The 15,733-nt window shown below is 70.9% G+C and carries 14 protein-coding genes and 3 tRNA genes; 12 read left to right on the top strand and 5 right to left on the bottom strand.

The genetic code is table 11. The features are described 5' to 3' along the window. Nucleotides 1–21 precede the first annotated feature (21 nt). Both ABIA38_RS11375 and ABIA38_RS11370 read right to left on the bottom strand, forming a co-directional pair. Nucleotides 22–450, bottom strand: a complete 429-nt coding sequence (locus ABIA38_RS11375; RefSeq protein WP_020553297.1) for a roadblock/LC7 domain-containing protein — start codon at nt 448–450, stop codon at nt 22–24. Then, nucleotides 447–4,499, bottom strand: a complete 4,053-nt coding sequence (locus tag ABIA38_RS11370) for a nitrate- and nitrite sensing domain-containing protein (RefSeq protein ID WP_424638398.1) — start codon at nt 4,497–4,499, stop codon at nt 447–449. The genes ABIA38_RS11375 and ABIA38_RS11370 overlap by 4 nt, the downstream gene beginning before the upstream one ends. Nucleotides 4,500–4,996: 497 nt before the next feature. On the opposite strand from ABIA38_RS11370, the gene ABIA38_RS11365 reads away from it, so the two are divergent. From ABIA38_RS11365 to ABIA38_RS11345, 5 genes are all read left to right on the top strand, one after another. Beyond that, nucleotides 4,997–5,167, top strand: coding sequence for a hypothetical protein (locus tag ABIA38_RS11365; RefSeq protein ID WP_424638397.1), 171 nt, complete (start codon nt 4,997–4,999; stop codon nt 5,165–5,167). An 88-nt stretch (nt 5,168–5,255) separates the two neighbouring features. Beyond that, nucleotides 5,256–6,056, top strand: coding sequence for a fumarylacetoacetate hydrolase family protein (locus tag ABIA38_RS11360; RefSeq protein WP_424638396.1), 801 nt, complete (start codon nt 5,256–5,258; stop codon nt 6,054–6,056). Between the two features lie 183 nt (nt 6,057–6,239). Beyond that, a tRNA-Gln gene (locus tag ABIA38_RS11355) sits at nt 6,240–6,311 on the top strand. 51 nt (nt 6,312–6,362) lie between these two features. Further along, nucleotides 6,363–6,438 (top strand) — tRNA-Glu (locus tag ABIA38_RS11350). A gap of 41 nt (nt 6,439–6,479) precedes the next feature. Then, nucleotides 6,480–6,552, top strand: a tRNA-Glu gene (locus ABIA38_RS11345). A 114-nt stretch (nt 6,553–6,666) separates the two neighbouring features. On the opposite strand, the gene ABIA38_RS11340 is transcribed toward ABIA38_RS11345, so the two are convergent. Next, entirely contained in the window at nt 6,667–7,392 is a 726-nt protein-coding gene (locus ABIA38_RS11340) for an IclR family transcriptional regulator (protein WP_026218813.1), read from the bottom strand. 217 nt (nt 7,393–7,609) lie between these two features. On the opposite strand from ABIA38_RS11340, the gene leuC reads away from it, so the two are divergent. The 4 genes from leuC (at nt 7,610) to ABIA38_RS11320 (ending at nt 10,942) form a co-directional block, all read left to right on the top strand. Beyond that, nucleotides 7,610–9,022 (top strand): 3-isopropylmalate dehydratase large subunit, encoded by a 1,413-nt coding sequence (leuC, locus tag ABIA38_RS11335; protein ID WP_424638395.1) that lies wholly within the window; start codon nt 7,610–7,612, stop codon nt 9,020–9,022. Nucleotides 9,023–9,025: 3 nt separating this feature from the next. Next, nucleotides 9,026–9,622 (top strand): 3-isopropylmalate dehydratase small subunit, encoded by a 597-nt coding sequence (gene leuD / locus ABIA38_RS11330; RefSeq protein WP_424638394.1) that lies wholly within the window; start codon nt 9,026–9,028, stop codon nt 9,620–9,622. Between the two features lie 142 nt (nt 9,623–9,764). Next, nucleotides 9,765–10,025: a hypothetical protein gene (locus ABIA38_RS11325; protein ID WP_371863149.1), complete on the top strand. Its 261-nt coding sequence runs from the start codon at nt 9,765–9,767 to the stop codon at nt 10,023–10,025. A 116-nt stretch (nt 10,026–10,141) separates the two neighbouring features. Continuing rightward, entirely contained in the window at nt 10,142–10,942 is an 801-nt protein-coding gene (locus ABIA38_RS11320; protein WP_424638393.1) for an HU family DNA-binding protein, read from the top strand. Nucleotides 10,943–11,032: 90 nt separating this feature from the next. Here the strand turns inward: ABIA38_RS11320 and ABIA38_RS11315 are convergent, their stop codons facing one another. Continuing rightward, nucleotides 11,033–11,245 (bottom strand): hypothetical protein, encoded by a 213-nt coding sequence (locus tag ABIA38_RS11315; protein WP_424638392.1) that lies wholly within the window; start codon nt 11,243–11,245, stop codon nt 11,033–11,035. 59 nt (nt 11,246–11,304) lie between these two features. Next, nucleotides 11,305–12,030 (bottom strand): 2-phospho-L-lactate guanylyltransferase, encoded by a 726-nt coding sequence (gene cofC, locus ABIA38_RS11310; protein WP_424638391.1) that lies wholly within the window; start codon nt 12,028–12,030, stop codon nt 11,305–11,307. 280 nt (nt 12,031–12,310) lie between these two features. Between cofC and ABIA38_RS11305 the strand changes: the two genes are divergently transcribed. The 3 genes from ABIA38_RS11305 to ABIA38_RS11295 all read left to right on the top strand — a co-directional run bounded on the left by ABIA38_RS11305 (nt 12,311) and on the right by ABIA38_RS11295 (nt 15,694). Then, nucleotides 12,311–13,168 (top strand): lysophospholipid acyltransferase family protein, encoded by an 858-nt coding sequence (locus tag ABIA38_RS11305; RefSeq protein ID WP_424638390.1) that lies wholly within the window; start codon nt 12,311–12,313, stop codon nt 13,166–13,168. After that, nucleotides 13,165–14,160, top strand: a complete 996-nt coding sequence (locus ABIA38_RS11300; protein ID WP_424638389.1) for an NAD(P)H-dependent glycerol-3-phosphate dehydrogenase — start codon at nt 13,165–13,167, stop codon at nt 14,158–14,160. Before ABIA38_RS11305 ends, ABIA38_RS11300 begins: the two co-directional genes overlap by 4 nt. A gap of 391 nt (nt 14,161–14,551) precedes the next feature. Next, nucleotides 14,552–15,694 carry a D-alanine--D-alanine ligase family protein gene (locus tag ABIA38_RS11295; RefSeq protein WP_424638388.1) on the top strand — a complete coding sequence of 381 codons (1,143 nt, stop codon included), beginning with the start codon at nt 14,552–14,554 and terminating at the stop codon, nt 15,692–15,694. Nucleotides 15,695–15,733: the final 39 nt, after the last annotated feature.

Here is a 15,733-nt window from a genome sequence, read left to right as displayed (position 1 = left end):
GATCGGACATATCCGAAGGTGTCATCGCGGCAGTGCACCTTGGAGTTCGGCGCGCAGGGCCGGCGTGAGCACGGCGCCCGCGCGGTCGACGAGCAGGGCCATCTCGTAGCCGATCAGGCCGATGTCGCACTCCGGCGACGCCAGCACGGCCAACGACGAGCCGTCCGAAATCGACATGATAAAGAGGAAACCCCGTTCCATTTCCACGACCGTCTGGGTCACGTGCCCGCCCTCGAAGATACGGGACGCACCCTGGGTCAGGCTGGTCAAACCCGATGCGACGGCGGCGAGCTGATCCGCCCGGTCGCGAGGGAAGCCCTCGGACAGGGCGAGCAGCAGGCCGTCCGCGGAGACCACCACCGTGTGCGACACCCCGGGGGTGTTGTCCACGAAGTTCGTGATCAGCCAGTTCAGGTTCTGCGCGGCCTGGCTCAACGACTTCTCAGTCATGCCTGCTCCTGGTTGTTCTCGTCACGAGGCCGAGGGGCGGATCCCCCGGACCCGGCGGTGCGACCCTGCTGGATGCCCCGGCGGAAGTTGGTCAGCCGCCCGCGAACCTCGTCGGGCGACCGGGACAGGCCCGGAGCACCCGGCGCGGTCGGCCGGCCCTGCTGTTCCCGACCGGCGCCGGGCGCGGCAGGCCCCGCACCCGGCCGGCCCGGGGCCTGGGCCCCGCCGGCCTCTCCGACGCCGCCCGGCACCAGGTTGGCGCGAGGCACACGACGGGGCAGACCCGCTCCGGTGGTGCCACCCGAGGACGGCTCGCGAGCGGCCTCCGCCGCGCGCCAACCGTCGTCACCGGCGGAGTACCAGCCGGACTGCCGGCCCTGGGGGTCGACGGCGGGTGCCACCGCGGGGGACTGCTCGGCGACCTCGTTCGGCTCGGTCGGCGTCCCGAACATGTCGGTGGCGGGCTGCGAACGCCCGACACCGAAGGCCGGTGCCGACTCGGCCGGCGCCGCGGGTGCCTGCGGCGGATTGGTCGCCATCGGCACCCGACGGTCGAGGTCGCCCGGCGCCCCCGGCTCCGGGATCGCCTGCTCGCGGGCCGCCCCGGTCTGCTCCCCGCCTCGCGGCGTGGAACGGACCTGTGCGGCACGCATCCGACCGCCGCGGTTGCCCTGGCGGTGGAACCAGTCCGACTCGAGTGTGTCGAAGATCGGCAGCCTACCGTCGTCACCGCTGCTCGGCGGCGCACTCACGTCCAGTTCGGACGGAGCGGGCGCCGATTCGGCGAACTCCGGTGCGCCGACCGGCGCGAACGGGCCGGCCTCGGACCGACCGGGGCCGGCCGGGGCGAACGGCGAGGCTGCCGGCCGCACATCGCCCTGCGGGCCGCGCACCTGCTCGGCCCTGGTGTGTTCGTCCTGTTCCCGCTCGTGCGCAGTGGGCGCGGGGCGCGCCCCGAGACCGCGCAGCACCGGCAGCGCCTCCCCGCCGTCCGACTGCCCGAGCTGCGGCAGTTCCTCGCGCCGGGTCAACTCCTCGCGGCGCGGCGCGTCGTACCCGGAGGGCACCTCGGCCGGCGGCGCGACGGGCTCGATCGGCGGCAGCGGGGCCACCGGGGTGAGCTCGTCGTAGTCGGTGCCCCACGGGGCGGGCGCGAGCTGGTCCGACCGGGGTGCGAGCTCCGCGCCCGAGTGGCCGAACGGCTGCGCGGGCTGCTCGTAGCCGCCGAGGTCGATCGGCGCGGGCGGCTCGTCCGCGTACGGCACACCGAACGGGGACGCGAACTGCGAGGTGTCGCCCACCTGTCCGGCGCCGCCGAGCGGCGGGGCCGGGAAGGAACCGGTGTCCGTCACGTAGCCCGGCTGCGGCGACTCGAACTCGGCGGTGCCGAACATCGGGGCCGGCGGCGCGGCCGGGAACGAGCCGGTGTGCCCGTCGTCCGCGGTCGGCGACACCGGCGCGAACGGGTTGTCCCGACCCGGCGTGGCCGGCGGCGCCGACTGGAGCGGGGGCTGGGGCGCGCGGTGCGCCCCGGTGCTGGTGACCCCCGGCTCGCTTGCGAACGGGTTCACCGTGCCCGGGTACGGCGTGTCCTGGCCGGTCGAGGCGTCCTGGAAGGACGGCGCCTCGAACTGCTGGGTGCTGCCGTACGAGGGCTCCTGCTGGACCGGAGCCTGCGGCGCGTGGTCGGTCGGGATCCGGGTCGGCTGCGGCGTCTCGCCGGCCGCCGGAGCGGGCGTCTCGGCGCCGCGCTGCGGCAGTTCGCGCCGCCGGTTGCGCTCCTCGGCCCGGCTGCCGATCCGGGGCCCGGGCAGGGCCTGGGCGACCGGCGTGGCCGAGGGCAGTTCCTCGGCCCAACCGGACACGGCCGCCGCGGTCTTGTCGCCGCCCTTGCTCCACCCGTCGCCGCCACCGGGACGGTCGCCCTGGATGAGCTCGATCGGGAGCATGACCAGCGCGGTGGTACCGCCACCCTCGCCCGGCCGCAGCTGGACGCGGATGCCGTGCCGGGTGGCCAGTCGGCCGACCACGAACAGACCCATGCGGCGCGAGATGGACACGTCCACCACCGGCGGGCGGGCCAGCCGCTGGTTGGCGTCGGCGAGGTCGTCGCCGGTCAACCCGATGCCGTTGTCGTGGATCTCGATCAGTGCCCGGCCGTCCGGAAGGATGTGGCCGGTCACCCGCACCTTGGTGTGCGGGCTGGAGAAGGTGGTCGAGTTCTCCAGCAACTCGGCGAGCAGGTGGACGAGGTCGTTGACCGCTCGTCCGGCGATGTCGGTGGTGGGCAGCGCGCCCAACTCGACCCGCTCGTACTGCTCCACCTCGGAGGCCGCCGCGCGCAGCACGTCGACCAGCGGCACCGGTCGGGTCCAGCGCCGGCCCGGCTCCTCGCCCGCGAGCACCAGGAGGTTCTCACCGTTGCGGCGCATGCGGGTGGCGAGGTGGTCGAGCTTGAACAGGTTGGCCAGCTGGTCCGGGTCCGCCTCGCGGTTCTCCAGGTCGGAGATGAGCGCGAGCTGACGCTGGATCAGGCTCTGGCTGCGGCGCGAGAGGTTGACGAACATCGCGTTGACGTTGCCACGCAACAGGGCCTGTTCGGCGGCCAGTCGCACCGCCTCGGCGTGCACCGCGTCGAACGCGCGGGCCACCTGGCCGATCTCGTCCCGGGAGAGCACGCCGATCGGCTCGATGGCCAGATCCACGTCGCCGGGATCGGACTCGGAGAGCCGGCGCACCGTCTCGGGCAGTCGCTCCTCGGCGACCTCGAGCGCGGACCGGCGCAGCGTGTTGAGCGACCGCACCAGCGACCGCGCCACGATCACACCGAGCAGGATGGTCACCAACAGCGCGCCGACCACCAGGATCGCGTTGACAAGCGCGTCGGTACGGGCCTGGTCGCGCAGGTCCTTCGCGGTGGCGGTGAGCTTCTTGCCCAGCTGCGCCTCGACCTGGCCGAGCGCGCTGATCTTGTCGGTGGCCAGCGTCCACCACTCCTGCGCGCTGAACTCGCTGGTGGGGTCGAGCCGGGCCAGGCCGTTCGGCTTGTTGTTGGAGCTGAGCGCGGCGGTGACCTGGCCCTTGAAGGACTGGAAGCGCTCCTCGACCGCGGTGACCTTGTCCCGGCTGACGCCGCTCTTGTAGAGCGCGTTCCAGTCGGCGGGCGCGACGCTGGTGAAGCCGCGAATCGCGTTCTGCTCGGACTCGTTCAGCCGGGCCAGCGTCTCACTGGCCTCCAGCGGGATCTCGTTCGGCTTGAGGCCGTACGCGGTGACCGCGGCGCGCTGCGAGGACGCGTACGCCTTCGCCTCGGCGAACGAGCCGAGCGAGCGGGCGCCCTGGATCAGGTCGGCGTCGCGGGTGACCTCGGGCGCCTCCTGGTTGATCTGCAACAGCTGGAGGATCATCCGGTCGTACGCGTCGATCGTGCTGCGCACACTCGTGCGGAACGCGTCCTGACGGGTCGAGTTGAGCAGGGTCAGCGAACTGCCGATGCCCTTGAGCGTGGCCCCGAGCACCGGCATCGAGTCGGTGTTGAGCTTCTTGACGGTGTTGGTGTAGACGACGAACTGGTCGTCGGAGGCCTTCTTGGCCTTCGCCACCTCGGCCGTCAGGTCCGGCGACGGACCCACACTCGCCTGGGCGAGCAGGTCCCGCTCCTGTTCCAGCCACGTGGCCAGCGTCGATGCCTGATCGATGATGGCGGCGGCCTTTTGCACCGTGTCCATCTCGCGCGTCTTGTCGATCGACGACTGGATACGCAGGCCACCGAGCAACGCGGCGACCACGACCGGGAGCAGGAGCAGCGCGGTGATCCGGGTACGGATGCGCCAGTTCCTGATCGAGAACAGCAACTTGAGCCGGGACGGTGCCGTCCCGGCGGGCCGGGCCGCCCCGGCGCCGGCTATGGACTCCCCGACGGAGTCGGGGGTCCCGTTGGCGTCCTTGGGTCCGCTGGCTTGCTGCGGGGCTCGCACCTCCGGCGTGGCGGGGCCGGCCGTGGCCGGGGCCCCTGCGGAGTCGTGCTGCTTCTTCCGACGTCCCTGCACTAGCGTCGCAACCTCTTGTGACCAGTCGTTAGACCCGCCGGTAAGGCGAGGCTCGTGTGCGTAAATCCCTGGATTCGCGTTCTTCCCAGGGCACCTTTGCCGCGTGTGCGCGACAAGGTGAAGGAACTCCGCTTGTTGGGAACCACCCCCGTGGTCGCAGGCATTTCAGCACAGCCACGGGGCGGCAACAAGATAGCGGGGTCCGGACAAACAGGGATTGCCACCGGTCTCGGTGATTAACCCGGTTCGGGGGGTAATCGACCGGTATTAACGGGCGATCCCGGGCAAAATGCCACACGTTTGTCGAGGTTCCGGGGAGGTGAAAATCACATATTGACGTCCCGCTTCGAACACCTGGTGTAAACCGTGATGTGCGGTCGGTGATCGCTGCCTTCGGGTGACCCGTGACCACCCCTGACGTAACCACGGGTAATCTTGTATGGACAAGCCCGCACCCCGCACACCTGCGGCACGAGAACGAACGAGAACCGGGAACCGTGGACAACATCAGCACGCACCGCCCCAGCACGGCCAACCCGCGGCGGACGAAGGTGGACACGGTCGTGCCCCGGCAGCGCACCGCCGAGCCGGTCGCCGAGCAGCCGACCATCGCGGAGGTACGCACCGCGAACCCCAGGCGCACCAACCTGATGGACACCCCGGCCTGATCCGGCCGCACCACCCGCCCCGGCGGGATTCGTCCGCGTAGCCTTGGAGACGTCTCGTTCACGACTCTTTGGCAAGGGTGACCCCATCGTGCGCATCGCCAGGTTCTCCACCGACGACTCGGTTTCCTTCGGGGTGGTGACCGGCGACACCGACCGACCCGAATCGCTGGTGGTGCATGCCCTCGCCGGGCACCCCTTCGGCGAGTTGCGCCCCACCGGGGCCCAACACCCGCTGTCCGAGGTCCGGTTGCTCGCGCCCGTACTGCCGAGCAAGGTGGTCGCGATCGGGAAGAACTACGCCGCGCACGCCGCCGAGATGGGCTCGGCGGTGCCGGACGTGCCGATCACCTTCCTCAAGCCGTCCACATCCGTGATCGGGCACGGCGACGGCATCGCCTATCCGCAGATCTCCGACGACGTCCAGCACGAGGCCGAACTGGCCGTGGTGATCGGTCGGATGTGCCGTGACGTGCCGGCCGAGCGGGTGGCCGAGGTGATCTTCGGCTTCACCTGCGCCAACGACGTGACCGCGCGCGACCTGCAGCGCAGCGAGGGCCAGTGGGGCCGGGCCAAGGGCATGGACACCTTCTGCCCGCTGGGCCCGTGGGTGGAGACCGACATCGACCTGGCCCAGGTGGCCGAGGGCGAGGGGCTGACCGTGGCGTGCACCGTCAACGGCGAGGTGCGCCAGGCCGGCAGCACCGGGCAGATGATCCGTACCGTCACCGAACTGATCGTGCACGTCACCCAGGCGATGACGCTGCTGCCCGGCGACGTGCTGCTCACCGGCACCCCGGCGGGCGTCGGACCGATCCACGTGGGCGACCGCGTCTCGGTCACCGTGGGTGGCATCGGCACCCTCACGAACACCGTGATCAAGCGCGGCTGAAGGCGAACGAGCGCTGTGCACGGGCGGGTCGTCCGCACTTGTGACGGTTCGAACGAGGGTCCGGTAACCCGTTTTGGTCACGCGGGACTCATCGGGTAAAGTTCTTCTCGTGCCGCCCCGCAAGGGATCGGCGCGGAGCGAAGTCCTCGCAAAAGCCTCCGGGAAACGCGAAGGACCGAGCATTGGGGTATGGGGTAATTGGCAGCCCGACGGTTTCTGGTTCCGTTAGTCTAGGTTCGAGTCCTGGTACCCCAGCTGCATCGTCCTCGGGCGATGTCGCTGGAAGAAGTTGATGATCGCTGATCTGGCCCCGTTGTGTAGTGGCCTAGCACGTCGCCCTCTCAAGGCGGTAGCGCGGGTTCGAATCCCGTCGGGGCTACCAGATCCGATCCATCCGCAACACCTGCAACACCGGCAATACGAGGCCCCGTTGTGTAGTGGCCTAGCACGCCGCCCTCTCAAGGCGGTAGCGCGGGTTCGAATCCCGTCGGGGCTACCTCGAAGCAGAAGACCTCTCGCGAACGCGGGAGGTCTTTCGCGTTCTCCGGGTCTGCGTACGTGTGTTCGTGCCTGCGCCCCCGACCGCCGGCGGCGCCCGGGGGACGAACCGTCAGACCTCCACCTGGGCCCGGCGCAGCGCGTCGGACAACTTCGCGGCGGCCTCCATCACGGCCTGCGCGTGCAACCGGCCGGGGTGGCGGGTCAGTCGCTCGATCGGGCCGGAGACGGACACCGCGGCCACCACCCGATTGCTGGGGCCGCGCACGGCGGCGGAGACGGACGCGACGCCCGGTTCGCGCTCGCCGATGCTCTGCGCCCAGCCGCGGCGCCGCACACCGGAGAGCGTGGTCGCGGTGAAACGTGCCCCCTGCAGGCCGCGGTGCAGTCGCTCCGGCTCCTCCCAGGCGAGCAGGCACTGCGCCGCCGAACCGGCCTTCATCGGCAACGTGCTGCCCACCGGGACGGTGTCGCGCAGCCCGGACAGCCGCTCGGCCGCGGCCACGCACACCCGCATGTCGCCCTGGCGTCGGTACAACTGCGCGCTCTCCCCGGTGATGTCGCGCATGTGCGCGAGCACCGGGTGCGCGGCGGCGAGCAGGCGGTCCTCGCCGGCGGCGGCGGCCAACTCGGCCAGGCGCGGGCCGAGCACGAAACGCCCCTGCATGTCGCGGGCGACCAACCGGTGGTGTTCCAGGGCGACCGCGAGTCGATGCGCCGTGGGCCGGGCAAGACCGGTTATGGCGACGAGCCCGGCGAGCGTGGCGGGGCCGGCTTCGAGCGCGGCCAGCACGACAGCGGCCTTGTCGAGAACGCCGACTCCGCTAGAATTGTCCATGCCTTGATATTGCCGTCTCGGATTACGAGACGCAAGTCCGCTGCCGAGGCCGGTGCCGGCACAGTGGCGCAACGCGCCGATCCCGAGGGCCGAGGCATCGCCGGGACCGCTCGGGCACGCGGGCAAACGCGTCGAGGCGTCGATCGCGGATGCGGATCGGCCGTACCCGCTCGACAGAGACACATCGCCGGCAATGACGCCGGCCGGAGGGACAGCGATGGGACGGACACTCGCGGAGAAGGTCTGGGACGCACACGTGGTGCGTCGCGCGGAGGGCGAGCCGGACCTGCTCTACATCGACCTGCACCTGCTGCACGAGGTGACCAGTCCGCAGGCGTTCGACGGGCTGCGCCAGGCCGGTCGGCCGGTGCGCCGGACCGATCTGACGATCGCGACCGAGGACCACAACACGCCGACGCTCGACATCGACAAACCCATCGCCGACCCGGTCTCGCGCGCCCAGATCGAGACGCTGCGCAAGAACGCCGCCGAGTTCGGCGTGCGGATCCACTCGCTCGGCGACGTGGAACAGGGCATCGTGCACGTGGTCGGCCCGCAGCTGGGGCTGACCCAGCCGGGCACCACGGTGGTCTGCGGCGACAGCCACACCGCCACCCACGGCGCCTTCGGCGCACTGGCGTTCGGGATCGGTACCAGCCAGGTCGAGCACGTGCTGGCCACCCAGACGTTGCCGATGGCGCCGTTCAAGACGATGGCGGTCACCGTCGAGGGCGCACTGCCCGAGGGGGTCGGCGCCAAGGACCTGATCCTGGCGGTGATCGCGAGGATCGGTACCGGCGGCGGGCAGGGCTACGTCATCGAGTATCGCGGCGAGGCGATTCGCCGGCTCTCGATGGAGGGCCGGATGACGGTGTGCAACATGTCCATCGAGGCCGGCGCCCGGGCGGGCATGATCGCCCCCGACGAGACCACGTTCGAGTACCTGAACGGCCGGCCGCACGCGCCGCGCGGCGCCGACTGGGACACCGCCGTCGAGTACTGGAAGAGCCTGGCCACCGAGCCGGACGCGGTGTTCGACAAGGAGGTCGTCATCGACGCCGCCGCGCTCTCCCCGTTCGTCACCTGGGGGACCAACCCCGGTCAGGGCGCGCCGCTGGGCGACTCGGTGCCGAACCCGGTCGCGATCGCCGACCCGGTCGAGCGCGCGGCGGCCGAGAAGGCCATCGCGTACATGGGTCTGACGGCGGGCCAGAAACTGCGCGACATCGCGGTGGACACGGTCTTCGTCGGCTCGTGCACCAACGGCCGGATCGAGGACCTGCGCGAGGTGGCCGGCATCATCAAGGGTCGCAAGGTCGCCGACGGCGTACGGATGCTGGTCGTGCCCGGTTCGGTGCGGGTCTCCCTGCAGGCCGTGTCCGAGGGCCTGGACAAGGTGTTCACCGAGTTCGGCGCCGAATGGCGGTACGCGGGCTGCTCGATGTGCCTGGGGATGAACCCCGACCAACTCGCCCCCGGCGAGCGCAGCGCGTCCACCTCCAACCGCAACTTCGAGGGACGGCAGGGCAAGGGCGGCCGTACCCACCTGGTCTCGCCGCAGGTCGCCGCCGCGACCGCGGTGCTGGGCCACCTGGCCGCACCCGCCGACCTGAGCACCGCAGGAGTCTGAGCGATGGAAGCCTTCACCACCCACACCGGAACGGCCGTCCCGCTGCGCGAGAGCAACGTGGACACCGACCAGATCATCCCCGCGCACTGGCTCAAGAAGGTCACCCGCGACGGTTTCGAGGACGGTTTGTTCGAAGCCTGGCGCAAGAACCCGGAGTTCGTGCTGAACCGGCCGGAGCGGGCCGGCGCCACGGTCCTGGTGGCCGGTCCCGACTTCGGCACCGGGTCCTCGCGTGAGCACGCGGTGTGGGCCCTGCAGAACTACGGGTTCCGGACCGTCATCTCGGCGCGCTTCGCGGACATCTTCCGCGGCAACTCGCAAAAGGGCGGGCTGCTGACCGTGGTGCTGCCGCAGGAGACGGTCGAACGCCTGTGGGCACTGACCGAGGCCGACCCGACCGCGGAGATCACCGTCGATCTGGTGGATCGTCAGGTCCGCGCGGCGGGGATCGTCGCGGACTTCGAGATCGACGACTACACACGTTGGCGGCTGCTCGAAGGGTTGGACGACATCGGTCTGACTCTGCGTCACGAGGAGGACATCACCTCGTTCGAGGCGACTCGGCCGAGTTGGCTGCCTCGCACCCAGCCGGTGAGCTGATCACGAACTCCCTTACCCCATAGGCAAATTCGCCAGAATCGAGCGGCGGGACGCGGTTGCGTCCCGCCGCTTGTGTGTTCGGCGTTCGCCCCAATGGCCGCCCCGTTGTGCCCATAGCCGGATGAGCTGTCACAATTGCGGTGTGGAGCACCAAGGCCGACACGTGAACGAGTTCGAAGAAGTGGAACTCTTCGCCGAACTGGCCACCCGGTTGAAGGTCGCCCACGCCCGGGTGCGTAGGCTCCGACTACCGAACGAGGCGAAAGTGGCGCTAATACGCCGCTTGTTGGTCATCACCGACGCGGCAAAGCATGATTTGGCGGACGCCGACCGGCGACTGACCAAGCTCATGGACGAGTTGGACGCGGGGCCCGCGAGTTCGCGGGACACCGCCGAAGCCTGAATCCGTTGCGACACAAGGGTGATTCGCCCGTTCGGTAATTGCTTCGGCACTTTTGGATGCTTAGCGTGCCCAATGCCGGCTGAACTGTCCCGGCATCGGTTTCCGAAGGGGAAGACGTGAACAAGGCGCAGCTCGTCGAGGCGGTCGCTGACCGACTGGGTGGCCGAAAGGCCGCCGCAGAGGCAGTCGATGCCGTCCTCGACACCATCGTTCGTGCGGTCACGGGAGGAGACCGGGTGTCCATCACGGGCTTCGGCTCGTTCGAGAAGGTGGACCGTCCGGCTCGATACGCCCGCAACCCGCAGACCGGTGAGCGGGTGCGCGTCAAGAAGACCTCGGTGCCGCGCTTCCGCGCGGGCCAGGGCTTCAAGGACTACACCAGCGGGACCAAGAAGCTCCCCAAGCCCAACGTCAAGAGCGCGGCGGCGAAGAGCAGCCCGACTCCGCGCGTGATCGCGACGGACGCCACGGCGCCCGCCGCGAAGGCGACCACCCGCAAGGCCACCGCGGCGAAGAAGGCACCGGCGAAGCCGGCCACCTCTCGCGCCGCCGCGGTCAAGACCCCGGCCGCGACCACGCGCAAGACCGCCGCGGCCGCGACCACCAAGACGACGGCGGTCGCCAAGCCCGCCGCCAAGAAGGCGACCAAGGCGCCCGCGACCAAGGCCGCGAGCAAGCCGGCCGCGGCCAAGAAGGTCACCGCCAAGGCCGCGACCAGCACGGTCAAGACGACCACCACCAAGGCCGTCAAGAGCACGCCGGCCGCGGCGAAGGCGGCGACGACCAAGGCGGCCACGACCAAGGCCAAGGCGACCAAGGCCGCGACCGCCAAGCCGGCCGCGACCAAGCCCGCCGCTGCCGCCAAGGCCCCCGCGGCCAAGAAGCCCGCCACCAAGCGTGCGGCCAAGAAGGCCTGACGCGGCGGATTTCCGCAACATCGCGACGGCGCCGGGCCGGAACTCCCAGACGGGGGTTCCGGCCCGGCGCCGTCTGCCGGTGCGACCGACTCAGCGCGGCGGATCCGGCAATGTGTACAACGTCACCAGGACCACCCGCTCGCCGCCGGCATCCACATTCAGCCGAACCCGCTGACCGGGCCGCAGGAATCGCAACCCGCCGGCGTCGAACGCCGCCGCGTCGAAGGGCACGGGAGAGCCGTCGTCGAGCAGCACGACGCCCTCTCGCGAGTCGGTCTCGAAGGTGTACACGGTGCCCTGCATGACCCCATTGTCACCGCCGCGCGTCCCGGCTTCGGCACCGCCGCGCAGCCGACGCGGCGTCAGGAGGCGGCCGCGCGCGGGAGAAACGGCACGGACGGCAACACCGCGGCGGTGGCCGCGCCGACGCCGAGCACGATCGCGGCCCGCAGATCCTCGCCGGTGTCCACGTCCCGACGCACCGACTCCACGTCGTGGGGCGCCAGTTCGACCGCGCCCGAGGCCAGGTGCCGGGCCCGGGACGGACCGCCGAAGCCCGGCGCCAGCGGCACCCCCGCAGCCGCCGCGAGCAACGTGGTGCCCACCCCGGCGGCATCGGCCAGGAACGCGCGTCGCGGTCCGGTCGCGGCGGCCAGCACCCGATCCAACTCCTCGGTACGCAACGCCGGAAGGTCCGCGGACAGCGCGGCCACCCCGGTCCGCGGCGCCGCGGCACCGGCCACCCGGGCGCCGTGCGCGAGCGCCGCGTTGAGCCCGGCGCCGACATCGGCCACCACCTCCGCGCCGAGCGCGCGGATCGCCGTACCGACCCGGACGTCGTCGGTGACCACGAGCACCCCGTGCACACGTGCGCAGGCCAGCGCCGCCCGAACCGTGTCCAGGGCGAAGGCCAGGGCGAGTTCGGGCCGATGACCGGGTCCGATGGTGCCCGCCAGTCGGCTCTTGGCGATCGACAGCGGCTTGACCGGTACCACCAGCCGCCACGCATGCGCACCGGCATCGGCGTGGGCGGCGGGACGAGGGTCGGCGGCGCGGCGCCGGCCGGGGTGATCCGTGGCGGGGAACATCGGCAAGATCCTCGCATCCGTACCGTAAGCCCATATCCTCACCGGTCGACGAGGACGTTTCTCGACAATGCGGAAGGCCCAGGGGAAACTATGGGGTCCGCGTGTACAGAATCGATGTTCCGTCAGAATCGATGTTCCGCGCTTCTCGCGGGGAACGTCGATTGTGTGAGGAGCGCCACGGCGGCGAAACACCACAGCGTGTTTCCGCGCCCGCACACGTCGGCACGCATACACCCGGAACATCCGAAACGCCTGAAACACATGAACGGGAGGAACGCCGGTGGCCCGCCGAAGGATCGGTTTCTGGTACCGCCTGGCGGTCGTGGTGATCAAACCCCTGCTGTTGCTGTTCACCAAACGCGACTGGCGGGGCACCGAGCACATCCCGACCTCCGGCGGGTTCGTCACGGCGGTGAACCACATCTCCTACGTCGACCCGCTGACCTACGCGCACTATCAGTACGACAGCGGCCGGGTGCCGCGCTTCCTGGCCAAATCGGGGCTGTTCAAGATCCCGTTCGTCGGTCGGGTACTGGCCGGCGCGGGGCAGATCCCGGTCTACCGGGACTCCACCGACGCCGCGCTCGCGTTCCGCGCGGCCGTCGAGGCGGTGGAGAAGGGCGAGTGCGTCGCGGTCTACCCGGAGGGCACCATCACCCGGGACAAGACGCTGTGGCCGATGCAGGGCAAGACCGGCGCGGCCCGGATCGCGCTGACCACGGGCGCTCCGGTGATCCCGATCGCGCAGTGGGGCGCGCACGAGTTGTTGCCGCCGTACGCGAAGCGACCTCGGCTGCTCCCGCGCAAGACGATGCACGTGCTGGCCGGCCCGCCGGTCGACCTGGACGAGTTCCGCGGCCGTGAGCTCACCGCCGACGTCCTGCGCGGCGCGACGGACAAGATCATGGAGGCGGTGACCGAACTGCTCGCGAAGCTGCGCGACGAACCGGTGCCGCCGGACGCCGGGGTGCGTCGCGGGTCCGGCCGCAAGGCCCGGGTCGAGCAGGTCGAGGCGGGTGCGCCGGCGACCGGCGCGCTCGACCTCACCAAGTCCGCCGAACCCGAACCCGAGCCGGAGTCGACCCCCTCCGACACCCACCGCACCGAGACCCGGCGCACCGAGGACGGCCACGCATGACGCGTTGCGCGGTATTCGGCATGGGGTCCTGGGGGACCGCGTTCTCGATCGTGCTCGCCGAGGCGGGCTGCGACGTGGTGATGTGGGGGAGGCGGCCGGAGCAGGTCGACGCGATCAACACGCTGCACGAGAACCACGAATACCTGCCCGGGATCGCCATGCCGGCCGGGATCGAGGCCACCACCGATCCGGCGAAGGCGGCCGAGGGCGCGGAGTTCGTGATCTTCTCGGTGCCCTCGCAGACGCTGCGCGGCAACCTCACCGAGTGGGCGCCGCTGCTGCCCGACGACGCGATCCTGGTCAGCTTGATGAAGGGCGTCGAACTGGGCACCGCGAGTCGGATGAGCGAGGTGATCCGCGAGGTCACCGGTGTTCCCGAGGGCCGGATCGCGGTGGTCAGCGGCCCGAACCTGGCGCCGGAGATCGCCCTGCGCCAGCCCGCCGCGAGCGTGGTCGCGTGCCCGGACGAGGAGGTCGCCCGGCGACTCCAGGCGGCCTGCCATACGCCGTACTTCCGGCCGTACACCAACACCGACGTGGTCGGCTGCGAACTCGGCGGCGCGGTCAAGAACGTGATCGCCCTCGCCGTCGGGATGGCCGACGGGATGGGCATGGGCGACAACACCAAGGCCACGCTGATCACCCGCGGCCTGGCCGAGACGGCCCGACTGGGCGCCGCGATGGGCGCCGACGCGCACACCTTCGCCGGTCTCGCGGGCCTCGGCGACCTGGTGGCGACGTGCACCTCGCCACTGTCCCGCAACCGTAGCTTCGGCGAAAAAATCGGCCGAGGCATGCCGATCGAAGAGGCCGTCCGAGACAGCCGCCAGGTGGCCGAGGGCTTCAAATCCTGCGAATCGGTACAAACCCTGGCCCGCCGCTACCACGTGGAAATGCCGATCACCGACGTGGTCGTCTCGATCATGCACGGCGGCAAACCCCCGTCGGTGGGCATGGCGCTGCTCTCCCGCTCGGCAAAGCCCGAACGTTAGCCGCGCTCCGCGCGGCTAACTCTTGTTGCCGCGCTTCGCGCGGTGGCGGCTGCGCCGCCGGGCGGCCTCCGGCCGCTCTCCTCGCTGCGCTCGTCGATCACCGGTCGACGATCAAGTCGTGGGCGCTGACGCGCCAGGAGGCGGCCGGATGGCCTGTCGACGCCGCGCCTGCCCACCCCGAGCAGGGAACAGCCGCCTTCGCGTGCCGGCGACCGCACCATCGGCAAGCGGCTCGTCGACCTGTCACCGAGCGCCGGCGGGGCCCAAAGTCGGCCCGGCCGGCGCTTGCGGCCGCCTCGGCCGCAGGTCGGGCCGATCCCGCGCGGCGACGCCACCCCGCCGGGGCCGCATTCCGACGTTCGAACACAGTCCGGGATAGGGTCGTCCGACCATGAACGACGTTTCCGCCACCCCGCACTTCACTCCGCGCCCCCGTGTCGCGGTCGTCTTCGGCGGCCGCAGCTCCGAGCACGCGATCTCCTGCGTCACTGCGGGCAGCGTGCTGGCCGCGATCGACCGCTCCAAGTACGACGTGCTGCCGATCGGCATCGGCACCGACGGGCGCTGGATGCTCGTCGGTGACGACCCGACGCGCCTGGCGATCCGCGGCGACGAGTTGCCCACGGTCACCGACGTCGCGGAGTCCACCGCGGCCCTCGTGCTCGCGGCCGACCCCACCTCCCGTGAGATCACCATGCTCGAACCCGGCGTGCTGCCCAAGCTGCTCGGCGAGATCGACGTGGTCTTCCCGCTCCTGCACGGCCCCTACGGTGAGGACGGCACGTTCCAGGGTTTCCTGGAACTGGCCCAGGTCCCCTACGTCGGCTCCGGCGTGTTCGCCAGCGCGGCGAGCATGGACAAGGAATACATGAAGGCCGTGTTCGCTGGCTTCGGCCTGCCCTCGGGCCCGTACACCACGGTCCGCCCCCGGGACTGGGAGCGTGATCCGGCCGCGGTGCGCGCGGCGGTGTCCGCGCTCGGCTTCCCGGTGTTCGTCAAGCCGGCCCGGGCGGGCTCGAGCATGGGCATCACCAAGGTGCACCGGATCGAGGACCTGGACGCGGCGCTCGAGGAGGCGCGTCGACACGATCCCAAGGTGATCGTCGAGGGCATGCTGACGGGCCGTGAGATCGAGTGCGGTGTACTGGAGTTCGAGGACGGACCGCGCGCCAGCCTGCCCGCCGAGGTGCGCGTCGGCGGCGACCACGAGTTCTACGACTTCGCGGCCAAGTACCTCCCCGACAACGGCACCGAACTCGACGTGCCCGCCGCGCTGAGCCCGGAGCAGACCGCCGAGGTGCAGCGGCTTGCGGTGGCCGCGTTCGAGGCGCTGTCCTGCGAGGGGCTGGCCCGGGTGGACTTCTTCCTGCTGGAGAACGGGCAGTTCGTGATCAACGAGGTGAACACGATGCCCGGCTTCACCCCGGTGTCGATGTTCCCGAGCATGTGGCAGGCCACCGGCGTCGACTACGCGGAACTGGTCGACCGGTTGATCCAGGCCGCGCTGCGCCGGCCGAACCAGCTGCTGCGCTAGTGCCGTACCCCGCGTGCGGGGTGGTCGACGCCTCGGCCA

It is taken from the genome of Embleya sp. AB8 (genome assembly GCF_049739465.1).
Taxonomy (GTDB): domain Bacteria; phylum Actinomycetota; class Actinomycetes; order Streptomycetales; family Streptomycetaceae; genus Embleya.
The sequence above is the reverse complement of the archived record's forward strand: the minus strand, read 5'-3'. Positions and strand labels throughout refer to the sequence as shown.